This window comes from Streptomyces sp. NPDC050759 (genome assembly GCF_044456945.1).
Lineage (GTDB): Bacteria > Actinomycetota > Actinomycetes > Streptomycetales > Streptomycetaceae > Streptomyces.
Map to the genome: position 1 here is coordinate 492,783 of NZ_JBITGI010000001.1, position 17,474 is coordinate 510,256.

At 70.9% G+C, this 17,474-nt stretch carries 18 protein-coding genes; 12 read left to right on the forward strand and 6 right to left on the reverse strand.

Annotation, left to right across the window (positions count from 1 at the left end):
* Positions 1–62 precede the first annotated feature (62 nt).
* Complete coding sequence (locus ACIBJB_RS02190; RefSeq protein WP_398925599.1) at positions 63–800, forward strand: potassium channel family protein; 738 nt, start codon at positions 63–65, stop codon at positions 798–800.
* An 831-nt stretch (positions 801–1,631) separates the two neighbouring features.
* Here the strand turns inward: ACIBJB_RS02190 and ACIBJB_RS02195 are convergent.
* Together ACIBJB_RS02195 and ACIBJB_RS02200 are read right to left on the reverse strand one after the other, a co-directional pair.
* Positions 1,632–1,943, reverse strand: a complete 312-nt coding sequence (locus ACIBJB_RS02195) for a hypothetical protein (RefSeq protein WP_057615275.1) — start codon at positions 1,941–1,943, stop codon at positions 1,632–1,634.
* Between the two features lie 252 nt (positions 1,944–2,195).
* On the reverse strand, positions 2,196–3,812 hold the full coding sequence (locus ACIBJB_RS02200) for an MFS transporter (protein WP_398925602.1): 1,617 nt from the start codon (positions 3,810–3,812) through the stop codon (positions 2,196–2,198).
* Between the two features lie 66 nt (positions 3,813–3,878).
* Here ACIBJB_RS02200 and ACIBJB_RS02205 point away from each other — a divergent pair, with 66 nt between their 5' ends.
* Genes ACIBJB_RS02205 through ACIBJB_RS02215 form a run of 3 tightly spaced genes read left to right on the forward strand, consistent with a single transcriptional unit; the run spans position 3,879 to position 6,702 of the window.
* A complete protein-coding gene (locus tag ACIBJB_RS02205) occupies positions 3,879–4,514 on the forward strand; it encodes a TetR family transcriptional regulator (RefSeq protein WP_398925604.1) in 636 nt (211 codons plus the stop codon).
* A 54-nt stretch (positions 4,515–4,568) separates the two neighbouring features.
* A complete protein-coding gene (locus ACIBJB_RS02210; protein ID WP_398925606.1) occupies positions 4,569–5,786 on the forward strand; it encodes an alpha/beta hydrolase in 1,218 nt (405 codons plus the stop codon).
* Between the two features lie 58 nt (positions 5,787–5,844).
* Complete coding sequence (locus tag ACIBJB_RS02215; protein ID WP_398926805.1) at positions 5,845–6,702, forward strand: DUF4429 domain-containing protein; 858 nt, start codon at positions 5,845–5,847, stop codon at positions 6,700–6,702.
* Position 6,703: 1 nt separating this feature from the next.
* Here the strand turns inward: ACIBJB_RS02215 and ACIBJB_RS02220 are convergent, their stop codons facing one another.
* Entirely contained in the window at positions 6,704–7,720 is a 1,017-nt protein-coding gene (locus ACIBJB_RS02220) for an aldo/keto reductase (RefSeq protein WP_398925608.1), read from the reverse strand.
* A complete protein-coding gene (locus ACIBJB_RS02225) occupies positions 7,717–8,181 on the reverse strand; it encodes a MerR family transcriptional regulator (protein WP_069759259.1) in 465 nt (154 codons plus the stop codon). The genes ACIBJB_RS02220 and ACIBJB_RS02225 overlap by 4 nt, the downstream gene beginning before the upstream one ends.
* Positions 8,182–8,318: 137 nt before the next feature.
* Between ACIBJB_RS02225 and ACIBJB_RS02230 the strand changes: the two genes are divergently transcribed.
* Positions 8,319–9,134, forward strand: coding sequence for a serine hydrolase domain-containing protein (locus tag ACIBJB_RS02230; RefSeq protein ID WP_398925611.1), 816 nt, complete (start codon positions 8,319–8,321; stop codon positions 9,132–9,134).
* On the opposite strand, the gene ACIBJB_RS02235 is transcribed toward ACIBJB_RS02230, so the two are convergent.
* Positions 9,131–9,784 carry a pirin family protein gene (locus ACIBJB_RS02235; RefSeq protein ID WP_398925613.1) on the reverse strand — a complete coding sequence of 218 codons (654 nt, stop codon included), beginning with the start codon at positions 9,782–9,784 and terminating at the stop codon, positions 9,131–9,133. The two genes, ACIBJB_RS02230 and ACIBJB_RS02235, sit on opposite strands and share 4 nt — an antisense overlap.
* A gap of 80 nt (positions 9,785–9,864) precedes the next feature.
* On the opposite strand from ACIBJB_RS02235, the gene ACIBJB_RS02240 reads away from it, so the two are divergent.
* The 5 genes from ACIBJB_RS02240 to fabF all read left to right on the forward strand — a co-directional run bounded on the left by ACIBJB_RS02240 (position 9,865) and on the right by fabF (position 14,792).
* Positions 9,865–11,070 (forward strand): PucR family transcriptional regulator, encoded by a 1,206-nt coding sequence (locus ACIBJB_RS02240; protein WP_398925615.1) that lies wholly within the window; start codon positions 9,865–9,867, stop codon positions 11,068–11,070.
* A gap of 89 nt (positions 11,071–11,159) precedes the next feature.
* Positions 11,160–12,083 carry an ACP S-malonyltransferase gene (locus ACIBJB_RS02245; RefSeq protein WP_398926807.1) on the forward strand — a complete coding sequence of 308 codons (924 nt, stop codon included), beginning with the start codon at positions 11,160–11,162 and terminating at the stop codon, positions 12,081–12,083.
* 16 nt (positions 12,084–12,099) lie between these two features.
* Complete coding sequence (locus tag ACIBJB_RS02250; protein ID WP_398925617.1) at positions 12,100–13,095, forward strand: ketoacyl-ACP synthase III; 996 nt, start codon at positions 12,100–12,102, stop codon at positions 13,093–13,095.
* Between the two features lie 77 nt (positions 13,096–13,172).
* Positions 13,173–13,421, forward strand: coding sequence for an acyl carrier protein (locus tag ACIBJB_RS02255; protein ID WP_062042561.1), 249 nt, complete (start codon positions 13,173–13,175; stop codon positions 13,419–13,421).
* A gap of 99 nt (positions 13,422–13,520) precedes the next feature.
* The gene (fabF, locus tag ACIBJB_RS02260) at positions 13,521–14,792 is read left to right on the forward strand and encodes a beta-ketoacyl-ACP synthase II (RefSeq protein WP_359375680.1); all 1,272 of its coding nucleotides are present in this window, start codon (positions 13,521–13,523) and stop codon (positions 14,790–14,792) included.
* Between the two features lie 66 nt (positions 14,793–14,858).
* Here fabF and ACIBJB_RS02265 read toward each other — a convergent pair whose 3' ends face one another.
* A complete protein-coding gene (locus ACIBJB_RS02265; RefSeq protein ID WP_007381747.1) occupies positions 14,859–15,353 on the reverse strand; it encodes a DUF3145 domain-containing protein in 495 nt (164 codons plus the stop codon).
* Positions 15,354–15,605: 252 nt separating this feature from the next.
* Between ACIBJB_RS02265 and ACIBJB_RS02270 the strand changes: the two genes are divergently transcribed.
* On the forward strand, positions 15,606–16,490 hold the full coding sequence (locus tag ACIBJB_RS02270) for an SGNH/GDSL hydrolase family protein (protein WP_398925619.1): 885 nt from the start codon (positions 15,606–15,608) through the stop codon (positions 16,488–16,490).
* Between the two features lie 10 nt (positions 16,491–16,500).
* Positions 16,501–17,472, forward strand: a complete 972-nt coding sequence (locus ACIBJB_RS02275; protein WP_398925621.1) for an aldose epimerase family protein — start codon at positions 16,501–16,503, stop codon at positions 17,470–17,472.
* Positions 17,473–17,474: the final 2 nt, after the last annotated feature.

The window sequence follows — 17,474 nt, forward strand, 5'->3', positions numbered from 1 at the left end:
AACGGACGAAGGGCGGTGGAGCTGGGGCTCCACCGCCCTTACCGTTTCCTTACGATGCGGTCATGAAGGAACAGTCGGCGCAGGTCCGTTGGGAACAGCACACCCAGCGGCCCCTTCTGGCGCTCGCGGTGCTGTTCGCCGTCGCCTATGCCGTGCCGATCGTGGACACCTCGGCGGGACGGTCGTTGACGGCGGTGTGCACGGTGGTCGAGTGGGTGGTGTGGGCGGTCTTCGCCGTCGACTACCTCGTGCGGTTGTCGCTCGCGCGGGACCGGCGCGGATTCGTACGGCAGCACTGGATGGACCTGTGTGCCGTGGTGCTGCCGCTCATACAGCCGCTGCGGCTGCTGCGCCTCGTCTCCACCCTGCTGCTGGTGGGGCAGCGGGCCCGGATGGCCTCGCAGATCCGGGTGACGACGTATGTGGCCGGGGCGGTCGTGGGGCTGCTGATGTTCGGGTCACTGGCGGTGCTCTCGGTGGAACGGGACGCTCCGAACGGGAACATCCGCACGTTGGGTGACGCGGTGTGGTGGTCCTTCACGACCATGACGACCGTGGGCTACGGCGACCACGCCCCGACCACCGGACTGGGCCGGATGGTCGCGGTCGGGCTGATGCTGTCCGGGATCGCCCTGCTGGGTGTGGTGACCGCGAACATCGCCGCGTGGTTCATCGAGCGGTTCGAGAAGGACGACGTGGAGGAACGCCGGCAGACGGAGGCGATCCAGGCCCTGACAGAGGAAGTACGGGCCCTGCGCACAGAGGTCGCGGCCCTGCGGAAGACGTCCGTCGGCGGCTGACGGCGGCCCTGCCTCGCGGACGCGGGCGGGCGGGCGCCGCGTTGCCGCCGTGCGCAGACCGGCACGCTCCGGGGACCCCCTGGCAGGGATGCCCCGGCGGGGCTGCCCCGCCACCACGGCCACGAACCGCGGCCCCCGAGCGCGGACATCGCCCCGGCGGGCTGCCCCGCCGCCGCGAGGCGAACGCCCGCATACGGGCCTTGCGGGGTCGTCGTGGACGAGCGCGCAGACCTGGACCACCGCAACCACGGCCGCGGACCACCGCTCCCGACCCCGGAGCCGCGCGAGGCCGCCCGAGCGTGGGGCGTCGCCCCCGCGGCCCCCGGCGGACTGTCCCGCCGCCACGACGCGAACGCCCGCACGCGGGCCTCGCGGGGTCGTCGTGGACGAGCGCGCAGACCTGGACCACCACAACCACGGCCGCGGACCACCGCCCCCGACCCCGGAGCCGCGCGAGGCCGCCCGAGCGTGGGGCGTCGCCCCCGCGGACCCCGGCGGACTGTCCCGCCGCCACGACGCGAACGTCCGCACGCGGGCCTCGCGGGGTCGTCGTGGACGAGCCCGCAGACCTGGACCACCGCAACCACGGTCGCGGACCGCCGCCCCCGACCCCGGAGCCGCGCGAGGCCGCCGCTGCCGGGCCGAAACGGTGGGCCGGACGCGGGGCCATGGCTCCGAAGACGGCGAAGCACAGCGGGGGCACCCACCCGAGCATGGGGCGTCGCCCCCGCGGACGCCGGCGGTGATTCCCAGCGCCGCGCACCTCCGTCGGCAGAGCAAGAGCGGGCCCCCGGTCGTCCCACCGGGGGCCCTTCCCTCACGCGCCCCGGGTCAGAACAACCCGCTGCCCGGGGTGGCCGCTCCGACGAGCCAGATGATCGCCAGGAGCGTGTCGATGGCGCCCAGAACGAAGGCGACCAGAGCAGGCCAGGCACGGTTGCCGCCCGACCAGGTGCGGCCCATGGCGAGCCAGCCGCAGACGATCGCCACGGGGCCGAGGATGATCCCCAGCACGAAGAATCCCGCGATCGCGCAGATGACTCCGATGATTCCGAGCGTCGCGCGATCCGGCCCGGTCCGTGACCACGTCCGGCCACGTGATCGGGGGTACCTGCGCGTTCCGTGTCCGAAGCCCGCCATCATCAACTCCCTGACACCCTTGATTGGTTGGGTTCGTCTCGGGTTCAACGATGCGAGTACCCCCGGCACAGCCGTTAATCCTCCGGCCTTGCGGCGCGCCGCCCCCCTCCGGCAGCGCGCCGCAGCGCCGTCCGTCCTCCGCGTCGCACGAGCGTGCCGTGCGGAGGACTTGACTTACTGTGACCTGCGGCGCGTACCGAGGGCGAGAAATCTTTAGCCTCTTCACCCTGATAGGGGAAGAACACTGAAGCCCCGTCAGATGTGGCCCACGCCCGCGCCCGCCTCCGCGTTCTCGCCGCGCTTGGTGAGCAGGGCGACGAACACCGCCACCACCGCGACCCCGGCGGCGACCAGGGACGCCAGGCTCATGCCGGAGATGAAGGTGTCGTGGGCGACGTCGGTGATCTTCGCGACGATCGCCTCGGGGGTCCCCTTGGCGACCGGGGCCACGCCCACCTGGACCGCCTCGGACGCCTGGTCCAGCTGGGCCGGCGTGAGCGCCGGCAGACCCGCGTCCTTCCAGTTGGCCGCGAGGTCGCCGTCCACCTTGGAGGCCATCACAGCGCCGAGGACGGCCGTACCGAGGCTGCCGCCGATCTGCATCGCGGCCTGCTGGAGACCGCCGGCCACGCCGGAGAGCTCCATCGGCGCGTTGCCGACGATGACCTCGGTGGCGCCCACCATCACGGGTGCGAGGCCGAGGCCCAGCAGGGCGAACCAGAGCGACATCACGGCGCTGCCGGTGTCCGTCTCCAGCGTGGACATCCCGAACATGGCGATCGCGACGGACGCCATGCCGCCGGCCAGAGGGATGCGGGGGCCGAGCTTGGTGATCATGGCGCCCGCGAGCGGGGAGCCCACGATCATCATCCCGGTGAGCGGGAGCAGGTGGAGACCGGCGTCGATCGGGCTCATACCGTGCACGTTCTGCAGATAGAAGGTCACGAAGAACAGGCCGCCCATGAACGCGATCGCCATGAGGACCATGAGGACGACACCCGCCGACAGCGCCACCGAGCGGAACAGCGCGAGCGGGATCAGCGGTTCCTTGACCTTCGTCTCCCAGAAGGCGAACAGCGCGAAGCCCACGGCGGACACGGCGATGAAGGTCCAGGTCAGTCCGTCGCCCCAGCCCCAGGTCGGGGCCTTGATGAGCGCCCACACCAGGCAGAACATGGCGGCGGACAGCAGGGCTATGCCCAGGATGTCGAAGGAGCGCGGGGCGTTCTCGGCGCGGTGGTCGAGCAGGATCAGCACGCCGAGGACGAGGGCGAGGACACCCACCGGCACGTTGATGAAGAACACCGACTGCCAGTTGACGTGCTCGACGAGGACACCGCCGAGGATCGGGCCGCCGGCGGTGGAGGCGCCGATGACCATGCCCCAGATGCCGATGGCCATGTTGAGCTTCTCGGCCGGGAAGGTGGCCCGCAGCAGACCGAGCGCGGCCGGCATCAGCAGGGCGCCGAACAGTCCCTGGAGGACGCGGAAGGTGACGACCGCGGCGATGCTGCTGGACAGTCCGATCGCGCCCGAGGCGGCGGCGAAGCCGACGACACCGATCAGGAAGGTCTGGCGGTGGCCGAAGCGGTCACCGAGCTTGCCCGCGGTGATCAGGGCGACGGCGAGCGCGAGGAAGTAGCCGTTGGTGATCCACTGGACGTCCGCGAAGCTCGCCTTGAGGTCGGCCTGGATGGCCGGGTTGGCGATGGCCACGATGGTGCCGTCGAGGGCCACCATCATGACCCCGACGGCCACGGTCAGCAGGGTGAGCCACGGGTGGCCGCGCAGTCCGGATGCGGGCGGCTGATCCGACGGGGACCGCGACGCGCCGTCCCCCGCCCCCGTCGTATCGATGGTCTGACTAGTCATACGATCGAGGCTAATGACAGCCACTGACAATTGACAAACCAATTCACAAGTCGGTAACTGACACCAATGGAAACACTCCGCGAACGCAAGAAGCAGCGCACCCGAGAGGCGCTGCTGCGGGTCGCCATCGAGCTCTTCACCACCGAGGGCTACGAGCGGACGACCGTCGACGACATCGCCGACGCCGTCGGGGTCTCGCAGCGCACCTTCTTCCGGTACTTCGCCGGCAAGGAGGACGCGGCGCTGGCGCTCGACGAGATGACGGTGACGCGCTTCGTCGACGCCGTACGCGCGCGTCCGTCGCACGAACCCCCGCTGGAAGCGCTGCGCCTGGCCGTGCTGGAGAGCTGGGACACCCTGCACGAGGTCGTCGAGTCGGTCGTGCCGGTGGCGCGGTTCCTGGCCATGTACCGGGTGATCGAGTCGACACCCGTCCTGCTCGCCGCCCATCTGCGGCGCTCGGCGGAGGTCGAGGAGGTGCTCACGCGTGTGCTCGCCGAACGCGAAGGCCTCGACGCGGCCACCGACCCGCGACCCAGGCTGCTGGTGGCCGTCTTCAGCGGTGTGATGCGGGTGACGGAACGGCAGTGGCTGACCGACGGGGAGTTCAGCCTGGAGGCCATGCGCGAGCTGACGGTCTCGCACCTGGAGCTGCTCGGTCCCGCGCTGACCGGCAAGTGGTTCCCTTACACCAAAACGTGATCCCCGTCACTGGATTAACCCGAGACCGTCCCGTTCTCCTAGTGTGTCCTTTCAGTGACTTCCTTCGACACCTCCCCGCAACTCAACGTCTGGCGCGCACTGCTCGCGCTGGCCGTGGTGTTCGTGATGCTGGCGACCACCGGCTGGACCGCGCTGCGCAACCAGAGGGAGGCCACTCCGCTCCAGGCCTCGCTCGAGTCCTGGGCGCACGGCCGTCTGCACGGACACCCGCTGCCCGACCCGGACACCGCCCCCGACCGGCTCACGCGCTTCTTCGCCGCGCTCACCTCCCAGGAGCGGGTCCGCCTCGCCCAGCGCTACCCGCTCGCTGTCGGCAACATGAACGGCGCCCCCGTCACCCTGCGCTACCAGGCCAACCGCCTCGCGCTGCTCCAGGCCCGTGCCGTCGAGCGCACACGCATGCACGACCCCCGGCTCACGCCGTCGGGTCAGCAGGAGGCGGGCCGCCGTATGCACCGCTTCGAGTCGCTGACGGCCCCGGAGCGCCACATCCTCGCCTTCGACCCCGACGGCTCCGGCCGGGTCGCCGAGGTCTTCGGCGATCTCGGCACGGCGGAGCGGATCTCCCTCGTCGTGCCCGGCGTCGACACCGACCTGCTCACCTTCCAGCGCACCCGCCGCAGCTACTCCGCGCCGGTCGGCATGGCCAAGGCCCTCTACCGGGCCGAACGTGACGCGAGCCCGGCCACGCGTACGGCGGTGATCGCCTGGGCCGACTACACGGCACCCGCCGGACTCGGCATCGACTCGGCCACCGCGATGCGCGCCGAGACCGGCGCCGTCCGGCTGAACGCGCTGGTGCGCGCACTGCCCGGCGCCTCGCCGGTCTCCCTGTTCTGCCACAGCTACGGCTCCGTGGTGTGCGGGGTGGCCGCGCACACGCTGCCCGACCGGGTGGCCGACATCGCGGTGGCCGGCAGCCCCGGAATGCGGGTCGCCAACGCCTCCCATCTGCGCACCACCGCCCATGTGTGGGCGATGCGGGACGCCGACGACTGGATCCAGGACGTGCCGTACATGGAGGTCGGCGGGCTCGGCCACGGCGCCGACCCGGTGTCCTCCGCGTTCGGCGCGCGTGTGCTGTCCGCGCGGGGTGCGGACGGTCACGCCGGTTACTTCGAGCCCGGAACGGAGAGCCTGCTCAACTTCGCCGAGATCGGCATTGGCGCATACCGCTCGGTGCACTGCGCCCACGAGGACGAAGCCTGCCGCGCCGGTTTGTCCGGCACGGCCACGACCGGACGCGCGTAGAGACCGCAGGAACTGCGGTCTGCGCGAGGAGGGGACGAAGGAGCTCGTGCCGAATACGATGACCCGCATGGGTGACGTACTGGCCGGATTTCATGCCGCCTGGGAGTTCGAGTCCGACTCCGTGCTCATCCGCTACGAACGGGGGATTCGAACACCGAAGCTCTTCCAGGCGCTGGGAGAGCGGCGCATCCCCCTGGAGGCGATCTCCGGGGTGACGCTGACTCCCGGCAAGCGGGGCACGGTGGTGTTGCACGCCGAGCCGCGACCGGGGGCGGATCCGCTCATGGAGGCGGCGGCGGGGCAGCTGAAGGAAGGGTGCGATCCGTACCGGCTGGTGCTGCCGGGCGACAAGGAGACACTCGCCGAGTACTACGCGGACGAGTTGCGCACGCTCCTGAAGGAGGACGACGAGCCGGCGGAACGATTCCTGGTGCCGGCGCCCGAGGCGCCGTTGCAGTTCAAGGCGTACGACGGGAAGGCGACCTTCGACGGCCGTACCGTGCGCTTCCGGTGGTTCTGGACGGGAGCGTCCTCGGCGAAGTGGAAGGCCGGCGACCAGAGTTTCCCGGTGTCCGGGCTGACCGGGGTGGAGTGGCGGTCGCCGGAGGTCTTCGAGGGCCATCTGCGGCTGCTGCGCGGGGAGCCGGGGCCGGTGCAGGCGGATCAGGATCCGGCGGCCGTGGTGTTCGGGCTGGGGTACGGGCCGGTCCATGAGTCGCTGCCGTTCGCGGCGGCGGTCCTGGCGGCCGTACGCCAACGAGGGCCCGCGGCGGCGGTCCCGGCCGCGACCGCGCCGCGCCGGGACCCCGCGGATATCGCCGAACGGATTCGCCATCTTGGTGAGCTACATCAGGCCGGCCTGGTCACCGACGAGGAGTTCTCCGTGAAGAAGGCGGAGTTGCTGGCGGAGCTCTAGCTCACTCCCGGCCCGCTGAAGAGAACCGCATGTCCGCGTACCGGTCGCCGGCCACCTGTGCCGCGATCGGCTCCAGGAGTTCCAGTTCCTCCTTGGTGAGCTCGATGCCCGTCGCCGCCGCGTTCTCCGCCACCCGGCTCGGCTTGCGGGTGCCCGGGATCGGGATCACGGGGAGGTCGTGCACCGTCCTCTGCTGCTGGACCCAGGCAAGGGCGATCTGGCCCAGGGAGGCTCCGTGCGCCTCGGCGACCGTACGGATCGGCTCCAGCAGGGCCGCGTTCGCCGTCGCGTTCTCGCCCGTGAAGCGGGGCTGCCGGCGGCGGAAGTCGTCGGCGGTGAGGTCCTTGTCGGCGTCGGTGAAGGACCCGGTGAGGAAGCCGCGCCCGAGCGGCGAGTACGGCACGAGCGCCACGCCCAGCTCGCGGGCCGCCGGGACCACCTTGGCCTCGATGTCCCGGCTGAACAGGGACCACTCCGACTGCACGGCGGCGATGGGGTGCACCGCCTGCGCCGCACGCAGCTCCGCGGCGGTGACCTCGCTCAGGCCCAGGTGCTTGACCTTGCCCTCGCGCACCAGCTCGGCCATGGTGCCGACGGACTCCACGATCGGCACGTGCACATCGCGCCGGTGCATGTAGTAGAGGTCGATCGCCTCGACGTCGAGGCGCTTCAGGCTCGCCTCGACGGACTGGCGGATGTAGGGCGGGTCGTTGCGGATGATCCGCCGGGTCGGGTCCTCCGGGGGGATCGACAGGGCGAACTTGGTGGCGATCACGACCTCGTCGCGGTGGGCCTTGAAGAAGGGGGACAGGAACTTCTCGTTCTCCCCGTTGCCGTAGGCGTCCGCCGTGTCGTAGAGCGTGATGCCGAGTTCCAGGGCCCGCTCCAGGGTGGCCCGGGACTCCTTCGCGTCCGTGGGGCCGTACGCGAAACTCATGCCCATGCAGCCGAGTCCCTGGACGCCGACCTCGGGACCGGTGTCGCCGAGCCGTGCGGTCGGGATCGTGCTGTCCGTCATCCTGCCTTCTCCGTTTCATAGGTGCGACCGGCGTCGGCGTAGAAGCTGATCTTCCGGTCGAGTACGGCGAGCGTGTCCTGGAGCTCCGCGATCCGGGACAGCACGTCCCGGCGGGTCGTCTCCAGGAGCTCGAACCGTTCGGTGAACGTGTGGTCGCCCTCCCGCACCAGTTCCGCGTACCGCACCATGTCGGCGACCGGCATGCCGGTGAGCCGGAGCTTGCCGACGAGGTCGAGCCAGTCGAGGTCGCGGTTGCTGTAGCGACGCTGGCCGGTGTGCGAGCGGTCGATGTGCGGCATCAGGCCGATGCGCTCGTACCAGCGCAGGGTGTGCGCGGTCAGGCCGGTGAAGGCGACGACCTCGCTGATCGTGTAGCTGTCCTGGCCCGCCGGACGCCGGTGGGGGTGCGGCGGAGCCGCGCAGCTGTCGGTCCTGGTACCCGTGGTCTCCATCACCGTCATGACCCCAACGCTATGGCCTTGGAGTGCACTCGAAGCAAGCGGAACCGGTAAGAAATCGGCAGGACGCGGCGGAGCCCCCGGGGGCGAGCCGGACCCCACGATGATGCCGAAGCTCTGAGCGGCTTACGCTCGACGGCATGTCCTTGCAGAGCCTCGCGTTGATCGAGAACTGGCCGGTTCCCACCGCTGCGGCGGGGGTGGTGCGCGGCGACGGCACGGTCCTCGGTACCCACGGTCCCGTCGAGCGGCGCTTCGCGCTGGCCTCGGTCACCAAGCCGCTCGCCGCGTACGCCGTCCTCGTCGCGTACGAGGAGGGGGCGATCGAGCTCGACGAGCCGGCCGGGCCGAGCGGATCGACGGTGCGTCACCTGCTCGCGCACACCTCGGGGCTGGCCTTCGACGAGCACCGGGTGACGGCTGCTCCCGGGGAGCGGCGGCTGTACTCGAACGCGGGGTTCGAGCAGCTCGGCGACCATGTCGCCAAGGCGACGGACATCCCGTTCGCGGAGTATCTGCGGCAGGCGGTGCTCGAGCCGCTGGGCATGACGTCCACGTCCCTGGAGGGCTCCCCCGCGAAGGACGGTGTGTCGACGGTCGAGGATCTTCTCCGGTTCGCGGCGGAGGCGCAGGCGCCACGGCTGCTTGACCCGCGCACGGTCGCGGCGGCGATGACGGTCCAGTACCCGGGCACGAAGGGCGTGCTGCCCGGGTACGGTCACCAGAACCCCAACGACTGGGGCCTCGGCTTCGAGATCCGCGACGGCAAGTCCCCCCACTGGACGGGCTCTTCGTCCTCGCCGCGCACCTTCGGGCACTTCGGCCAGTCCGGTACGTTCCTGTGGATCGACCCGGACGCGGGTGCGGCCTGTGTGGCGCTGACGGACCGCGCGTTCGGACCGTGGGCGGTCGAGGCGTGGCCGGCGTTCACCGACGCCGTCCTGGCCGAGCTCTAGGACATCTCCCACACCAGCAGCTCGGCCGGGGTCACCGCCACCACGTCCAGTTCCTCGGCGTCGGTGACCCGGGCCGCGTCGCCCGGCCCCAACTCCTCGCCGTCCAGCCGCACTTCGCCCCGCACGACATGGACGTACAGGTACCGCCCGTCCGGCACCGCGGTCCGCTCCCCCGCGGCCAGCCGCCGCACATGGAGCATCGCGCCCGCCTCCGGGATGGCGTACGGCGTCGAGTCGGCGATCCCGCGGACGATCTCGTACGACGGCTCACCGCCCGGCTCCAGGGGTGCCAGCCAGGTCTGCACGAAGGTCAGCGGGGTCTCGGCGTCGTTGCGCTCGACGTGCCGGACGCCCGCGGCGGCGCTGAGCCGCTGCACGTCACCGGCGCGTACGACCGTCTCGTGCCCCGTCGAGTCCCGGTGCGTCAGCTCCCCCTCGACCACCCACGTCACGATCTCGGTGTGGCTGTGCGGATGCTCGTCGAACCCGGCCCCGGGCACCAGCCGCTCCTCGTTGGAGGCGATCAGCGCGCCGAAGCGGAGGTTGTCGGGGTCGTAGTGCGGCCCGAACGAGAAGGCGTGCCACGACTCGATCCCGGCCCCCGGATCCCCGCCTGGGTAGCGCTCCGTCGCGCGCCGTACGTCCGTCACGGGACCACGGTAGTGCCCAGGTGGGCCGCAGTCGGTACCCGGCGGCGCGCGTTGACGTCCGGATAAGGCAGTCTTGTCCCGTGCCCGAACCCGAACACCGCAAGTCCGACCCCGACGCGCCCGGCGTCCACGCCCATGTCGCGACCCTGAAGCGGCTGGAGAAGTCGTCCGGGGCTCTCGCGCAGCAGGCCATCGCGCGCATGGACGAGACGCTGCCGTGGTACCGGGCCATGCCTCCGGAGAACCGTTCCTGGATCGGGCTGGTCGCCCAGGCCGGCATCGCGGCCTTCACCGAGTGGTTCCGGCATCCCGACGCCCCGCAGGCCATCTCCACCGACGTGTTCGGGACAGCCCCCCGTGAGCTGACCCGGGCCATCACGCTCCGGCAGACCGTGGAGATGGTGCGCACCACCATCGAGGTCATGGAGAGCGCGATCGACGAGGTCGCCGCCCCCGGTGACGAGTCCGTGCTGCGTGAGGCCCTGCTCGTGTACGCCCGCGAGATCGCCTTCGCCACCGCACAGGTCTACGCCCAGGCCGCCGAGGCACGCGGTGCCTGGGACGCCCGGCTGGAGTCGCTCGTCGTGAACGCCGTGCTCAGCGGTGAGGCCGACGAGGGGGCGGTGAGCAGGGCCGCCGCGCTGGGCTGGAACGCTCCCGAGCATGTGTGCGTGCTCCTCGGCACCGCTCCCGACGGTGACTCCGAGCTGACCGTCGAGGCCATCCGGCGGGCCGCCCGGCACGCCAAGCTCCAGGTGCTGACCGGGGTGCTCGGCTCCCGGCTGGTCGTCATCGCGGGCGGCAGCGACAACCCTCTCGCGGTGGCCAAGTCGCTGATCGGGCCCTATGCGGCCGGACCCGTGGTCGCCGGGCCCGTCGTACCCGATCTACTCGCCGCCACCCGGTCCGCGCAGGCCGCCGCCGCCGGCCTCAAGGCGTGTTCCGCCTGGCAGGACGCCCCGCGCCCGGTCCTGGCGGACGACCTGCTCCCGGAACGCGCGATGGCCGGGGATCCCAGCGCGCGCCAGCAGTTGGTGGAGGAGATCTACAGACCGCTGGAGGAGGCCGGCTCCGCGCTCCTGGAGACACTCTCCGTCTACCTCGAACAGGCGTCCAGTCTGGAGGGTGCGGCCCGGATGCTCTTCGTGCACCCCAACACCGTGCGCTACCGGCTTCGACGTGTGACTGATGTCACCGGTTGGTCGCCCTCCGATGTACGTTCGGCGTTCACCTTGCGGATCGCGCTCATCCTGGGGCGTCTGGCCGACGGAGATCCCCAGCCCTAGGCTTTTGTCGGGGCCCCACAAAACCCCTCCATGTTCTTCGTCCCTGTCCCCACGGGCGGCTTGGGCCGCCCTCAAGAGAGAGTGTGAGAGTGCTCGTACTCGTCGCTCCCGGCCAGGGCGCCCAGACGCCCGGCTTCCTGACCCCCTGGCTCGAACTCCCCGGTGCCGCGGACCGCGTCGCCGCGTGGTCCGACGCCATCGGCCTGGACCTCGCCCACTACGGCACACAGGCCGACGCGGACGCCATCCGTGACACCTCGGTGGCCCAGCCGCTGCTGGTCGCGGCCGGGATCCTGTCCGCCTCGGCACTCGGTGCCATCACTGACATCGCTCCCGGCGCGGTCGCCGGGCACAGTGTCGGTGAGATCACCGCCGCCGCCTTCGCGGGCGTTCTGGACGACACCGCCGCCCTCACGCTCGTACGCAAGCGGGGTCTGGCCATGGCCGACGCGGCCGCGATCACCGAGACCGGCATGTCGGCGCTGCTCGGCGGCGACCCCGAGGTCTCCGTCGCGCACCTGGAGAAGCTGGGTCTGACCCCGGCGAACGTCAACGGCGCGGGGCAGATCGTCGCCGCGGGCACGCTGGAGCAGCTCGCCGTCCTGAACGACGACAAGCCCGAGGGCGTCCGCAAGGTCGTCCCGCTGAAGGTCGCCGGCGCCTTCCACACCCACCACATGGCTCCCGCGGTCGACGCGCTCGCCAAGGCCGCCGCCGACCTGACGCCAGCCGACCCGACGGTCACCTACGTCTCCAACAAGGACGGCCAGGCCGTCGCCACCGGCGCCGAGGTGCTGGAGCGACTGGTCGGGCAGGTCGCCAACCCGGTGCGCTGGGACCTGTGCATGGAGACGTTCAAGGAGCTCGGCGCCACCGCGTTCATCGAGGTCTCCCCCGGCGGCACGCTGGTCGGCCTCGCCAAGCGCGCGCTGCCCGGTGTCAAGACCCTGGCACTGAAGACCCCCGAGGACCTCGACGCTGCTCGCGAGCTCATCGCCGAGCACGGTGCCTGAGAAGGAGCACGAGAGCATGTCGAAGATCAAGCCCAGCAAGGGCGCCCCGTACGCGCGCATCCTCGGTGTCGGCGGCTACCGCCCGACCCGGGTCGTGCCGAACGAGGTGATCCTCGAGACGATCGACTCGTCCGACGAGTGGATCCGCTCGCGCTCCGGCATCGAGACCCGGCACTGGGCGAACGCCGAGGAGACCGTCGCCGCGATGTCGATCGAGGCGTCCGGCAAGGCGATCGCCGACGCCGGGATCTCCGCCGAGCAGATCGGCGGCGTGATCGTCTCGACCGTCTCGCACTTCAAGCAGACCCCGGCCGTGGCGACGGAGATCGCGGACAAGCTGGGCACGAACAAGGCCGCCGCCTTCGACATCTCGGCGGGCTGCGCGGGCTTCGGCTACGGGCTCACGCTCGCCAAGGGCATGATCGTCGAGGGCTCGGCAGAGTACGTACTTGTCATCGGTGTCGAGCGGCTGTCCGACCTGACCGACCTGGAGGACCGCGCCACGGCCTTCCTGTTCGGCGACGGTGCCGGCGCGGTCGTCGTGGGCCCCGCCCAGGAGCCGGCCATCGGCCCCACTGTGTGGGGCTCCGAGGGCGACAAGTCCGAGACGATCAAGCAGACCGTGGCGTGGACCGAGTACGACTCCACGGGCAAGTTCCCCGCGATCACGCAGGAGGGCCAAGCGGTGTTCCGCTGGGCCGTGTTCGAGATGGCGAAGGTCGCCCAGCAGGCGCTGGACGCGGCCGGGATCAGTCCGGCCGACCTGGACGTCTTCATTCCCCACCAGGCCAACGAGCGGATCATCGACTCGATGGTGAAGACTCTCAAGCTGCCGGAGCACGTCACGGTCGCGCGTGACGTGCGCACCACCGGCAACACCTCGGCCGCCTCGATCCCGCTCGCCATGGAGCGGCTCCTGGCGACCGGCGAGGCGAAGAGCGGCGACACCGCGCTCGTCATCGGATTCGGGGCGGGTCTCGTCTACGCCGCCACTGTCGTTACCCTCCCCTAGGCACTCCGTGCCGGATCACTCGGTCCGGGACGGGACGCACTGCCAACCCTCTGGATAAGAAAACGAAGGAGCGCCCAATGGCCGCCACTCAGGAAGAGATCGTCGCCGGTCTTGCCGACATCGTGAACGAGATCGCCGGCATCCCGGTTGAGGACGTCCAGCTGGACAAGTCCTTCACCGACGACCTGGACGTCGACTCGCTGTCCATGGTCGAGGTCGTCGTCGCCGCTGAAGAGCGCTTCGACGTCAAGATCCCGGACGACGACGTCAAGAACCTCAAGACCGTCGGCGACGCGACCAGCTACATCCTCAAGCACCAGGCCTGAGTCTCCCGGGCTCCCCGGAGCCCTCCAGGCCGGACGTGCCGGCCCCGCCACCCGGCGGTGGCGCCGCTTAATCCTCGTAACGTTGGAGAAAGATTTCCCGTGAGCCCGACCAATCGCACCGTGGTCGTCACCGGTATCGGCGCAACCACACCGCTGGGTGGCGACGCAGCCTCTACCTGGGAGGGTCTGGTCGCCGGCAAGTCCGGCGTCAAGCCCCTGGAGCAGGAGTGGGCCGCTGAGCAGGCGGTCCGCATCGCCGCGCAGATCGCGGTGGAGCCGTCCGAGGTGATTCCCCGGCCGCAGGCCCGCCGTCTCGACCGCTCGGCGCAGTTCGCGCTGATCGCGGCCAAGGAGGCGTGGGCCGACGCGGGCTTCGAGGCCAAGGCCGGCGAGGACGACAAGGTCGACCCCGACCGTCTCGGCGCCGTCATCGCCTCCGGCATCGGTGGCGTGACGACCCTGCTCGACCAGTACGACGTGCTCAAGGAGAAGGGCGTCCGCCGCGTCTCCCCGCACACCGTCCCCATGCTGATGCCCAACGGCCCGTCCGCCAACGTGGGTCTGCTGGTGGGCGCCCGCGCGGGCGTGCACACGCCGGTCTCCGCCTGTGCGTCGGGCGCCGAGGCCATCGGCTACGGCATCGAGATGATCCGTACCGGCCGCGCCGACGTCGTCGTCGCCGGTGGCACGGAGGCGGCGATCCACCCGCTGCCCATCGCCGCGTTCGGCAACATGATGGCGATGTCCAAGAACAACGAGAACCCCGAGGGCGCCTCGCGTCCCTACGACATCGCCCGGGACGGCTTCGTCCTCGGCGAGGGCGCCGGTGTCGTCGTCCTGGAGTCCGCCGAGCACGCCGCCGCGCGCGGTGCGCGGGTGTACGCCGAGGCGGTGGGCCAGGGCGTCTCCGCCGACGCCCACGACATCGTGCAGCCGGAGCCCGAGGGGCGTGGCATCTCGCGCGCGCTCGAGAACCTGCTGGACAGCACCGACCTGGACCCGGCGGAGATCGTGCACGTGAACGCGCACGCGACGTCGACTCCGGCCGGGGACATCGCCGAGCTCAAGGCGCTGCGGAAGGTGTTCGGCGACGACGCCGACCACATGGCCGTGTCCGCCACCAAGTCGATGACCGGTCACCTGCTGGGTGGCGCGGGCGGCGTGGAGACGGTCGCGACCGTGCTCGCCCTTTACCACCGGGTGGCTCCGCCGACCATCAACGTCGAGAACCTCGACCCGGAGGCGGAGGCCAACGCCGACGTCGTCCGCGGCGAGGCCCGCAAGCTGCCCGTGGAGGGCCGTATCGCCGCACTGAACGACTCGTTCGGGTTCGGCGGGCACAACGTGGTGCTGGCGTTCCGTACGGTCTGAGAATCGTGTGTACGCAACTGAAGGGCCCCCACCGGTCGGTGGGGGCCCTTCACCTGTGCGGAGAACTCAGACGACCTGGTGCAGCCAGCGGACCGGGGCGCCCTCGCCGGCGTACCTGAAGGGCTCCAGTTCGTCGTCCCAGGGCTTGCCGAGGAGCTTGGCCAGCTCGGCCTCCAGGTCCGTCTCCCCGCGCTGCGAGCGGGTCAGGGCGGCGCGCAGGCGGTCCTCTGGGATCAGGATGTCGCCGTGGATGCCGGTGACGGCGTGGAAGATGCCGAGCTCCGGGGTGCAGCTGTAGCGCTCGCCCTCGGCGGTGGGGCAGGGCTCGGCCGTGACCTCGAAGCGCAGCAGGTGCCAGCCTCTGAGGGCGGAGGCGAGCTTGGACGCCGTGCCCACCTCGCCCTTCCAGGAGAACTCCGAGCGCCAGGTGCCCGGTGCGGCCGGCTGCCGGATCCAGTCGAGGTTGACGCGCGTGCCGAGCACCCCGGCGACGGCCCACTCGACGTGCGGGCACAGCGCGCGCGGCGCGGAGTGCACGTACAGAACTCCACGTGTCGTCACCGGGACCTCCGGGCAGAGCGGGACAGATCTTGCTGGCCGGCATGGCGGCGATGCCGGCCGGCCACGTTGATGGCGAGGCTACCGTGCGGCGGCGCAAGGAGTGTGACGTACCGTCGGTCCCGATGCCCCGAAACGCCCGCCATTCACCCGGCAGGACGCTAGTACGGGTGTCGATCGTTCCCTCGCGCGCCACCGGGAACTCTTGTGCGTTGTTATGAGAGGACCATCGTTTTCACGAGGGGAACACCACGGATGCGCAAGCAGGGCCCCCGTTCACGGGCCGTCGTCGCCGTTCTGACGGCGGCTCTCCTGGGCGTCGCGGGGTGTGACGCGGTGGGGGGCGACTCGGCGGGACCCACGCAGAAGGCCACACCCTCTCCGAAGCCCACTCCGGCGTGGGACAGCAGCCCGGCTTCGGTAGCCGCTGTCGGCGACTCCATCACGCGCGGCTTCGACGCCTGCGGGATCCTGAAGGACTGCCCCGACGTGTCCTGGGCCACCGGCGGCAGCACCCGGGTCGACTCGCTCGCCGTACGGCTGCTGGGGCGGGCGAAGGCGGCCGAGCGCAGCTGGAACTACGCGGTGTCCGGGGCGCGGATGGCCGATCTGCCCGCGCAGATGGCACAGGCGGCGGCGCGGACGCCCGCTCTGGTGACGGTGATGGTGGGCGCCAACGACGCCTGCCGGGACTCCACCGCGGCGATGACCTCGGTGTCCGCGTTCCGGTCCGGCTTCGAGGACGCGCTGAGCGTGCTGCGCAAGCAGGCGCCCAAGGCGCAGGTGTACGTGGCGAGCGTGCCGAACCTCAAGCGGCTGTGGTCCGAGGGCCGCGCCAATCCGCTGGGCAAGCAGGTGTGGAAGCTGGGCGTGTGTCCGTCGATGCTGGCCGACGCGGACGCCCTGGACGCGGCGGCGACCGAGCGGCGGGACACCGTGCAGAACCGGGTGGAGGCCTACAACTCCGTACTGAAGGAGGTGTGCGCCAAGGACGGGCACTGCCGGTACGACGGGGGCGCGGTGTACGACTACCGGTTCGGCACCGAGCAGCTCAGCCACTGGGACTGGTTCCACCCGAGTGTGAACGGACAGGCGCGTCTGGCGGAGATCGCATACCGCAAGGTCAGGTCCGTGACTTAAAGTTCCGCACATGAACGAACTCTTCGCCACACTTTCCGACGGCACCCCGGTGCACCGCTGGACCCTGGAGCGCGCGGGCGTCCGCGTGCGGATCCTGTCGTACGGCGGGATCGTGCAGTCGGTCGAGGTTCCGGACCGGGACGGGCGGACGGCGGACGTGGTGCTGGGGTTCGCCGAGCTGGACGGATATCTGGAGAACTCCGGTCCGTATCTCGGCGCCTTCATCGGGCGGTACGCGAACCGGATCGCGGGCGGCCGCTTCGAGCTCGACGGGCTGACCTACGCCCTCGCCCCCAACAACGCGCCCAACTCCCTGCACGGCGGCGAGCGCGGCTTCGACAAGCGGGTGTGGGACATGGAGCCGGCCGGCGAGCACGGGGTGCGGCTGAGCCGGGTCAGCGCGCACGGCGAGGAGGGCTTCCCGGGGCGCCTCGAGGTCTCGGGGACGTACAGCCTGGACGAGTCGGGCGCGCTGCGGATCTCGTACGAGGCGGTCACCGACGCGCCGACCATCGTCAACCTGACCAACCACAGCTACTTCAACCTGGCCGGCTCCGGGAACGCGGGCGGCCACGAACTGCGGATCGCCGCCTCGCGGTTCACCCCGGTCGACGCCGATCTGATCCCTACCGGGATCGAGGAGGTCGCGGGCACCCGCTTCGACTTCCGTCAGGCGCGCAAGGTGGGCGCGGGCTATGACCACAACTTCGTGCTCGACAAGGGGATCACCGAACGGGCCGTCGAGGTCGCCGAGTTGTACGACCCCGCATCCGGCCGGGTGCTGACGGTGGCGACCACCGAGCCGGGGCTCCAGCTGTACACCGCGGACCATCTGCCGGAGCCCTTCGCGCCCGGTGACGGCATCGCGCTGGAGACCCAGCACTTTCCCGACTCCCCGAACCGGCCGGAGTTCCCGAGCACGGTGCTGCGGCCGGGAGAGACCTACCGCTCGGAGACGGTCTACGGATTCACCAGCAGGTAGAC

Coding starts and splice junctions, on each gene's coding strand:
- ACIBJB_RS02190 (WP_398925599.1), top strand. CDS start 63: ATGAAGGAACAGTCGGCGCAGGTCCGTTGGGAACAGCACACCCAGCGG.
- ACIBJB_RS02195 (WP_057615275.1), bottom strand. CDS start 1,943: ATGATGGCGGGCTTCGGACACGGAACGCGCAGGTACCCCCGATCACGT.
- ACIBJB_RS02200 (WP_398925602.1), bottom strand. CDS start 3,812: ATGACTAGTCAGACCATCGATACGACGGGGGCGGGGGACGGCGCGTCG.
- ACIBJB_RS02205 (WP_398925604.1), top strand. CDS start 3,879: ATGGAAACACTCCGCGAACGCAAGAAGCAGCGCACCCGAGAGGCGCTG.
- ACIBJB_RS02215 (WP_398926805.1), top strand. CDS start 5,845: ATGACCCGCATGGGTGACGTACTGGCCGGATTTCATGCCGCCTGGGAG.
- ACIBJB_RS02220 (WP_398925608.1), bottom strand. CDS start 7,720: ATGACGGACAGCACGATCCCGACCGCACGGCTCGGCGACACCGGTCCC.
- ACIBJB_RS02225 (WP_069759259.1), bottom strand. CDS start 8,181: ATGACGGTGATGGAGACCACGGGTACCAGGACCGACAGCTGCGCGGCT.
- ACIBJB_RS02230 (WP_398925611.1), top strand. CDS start 8,319: ATGTCCTTGCAGAGCCTCGCGTTGATCGAGAACTGGCCGGTTCCCACC.
- ACIBJB_RS02250 (WP_398925617.1), top strand. CDS start 12,100: ATGTCGAAGATCAAGCCCAGCAAGGGCGCCCCGTACGCGCGCATCCTC.
- ACIBJB_RS02255 (WP_062042561.1), top strand. CDS start 13,173: ATGGCCGCCACTCAGGAAGAGATCGTCGCCGGTCTTGCCGACATCGTG.
- ACIBJB_RS02270 (WP_398925619.1), top strand. CDS start 15,606: ATGCGCAAGCAGGGCCCCCGTTCACGGGCCGTCGTCGCCGTTCTGACG.
- ACIBJB_RS02275 (WP_398925621.1), top strand. CDS start 16,501: ATGAACGAACTCTTCGCCACACTTTCCGACGGCACCCCGGTGCACCGC.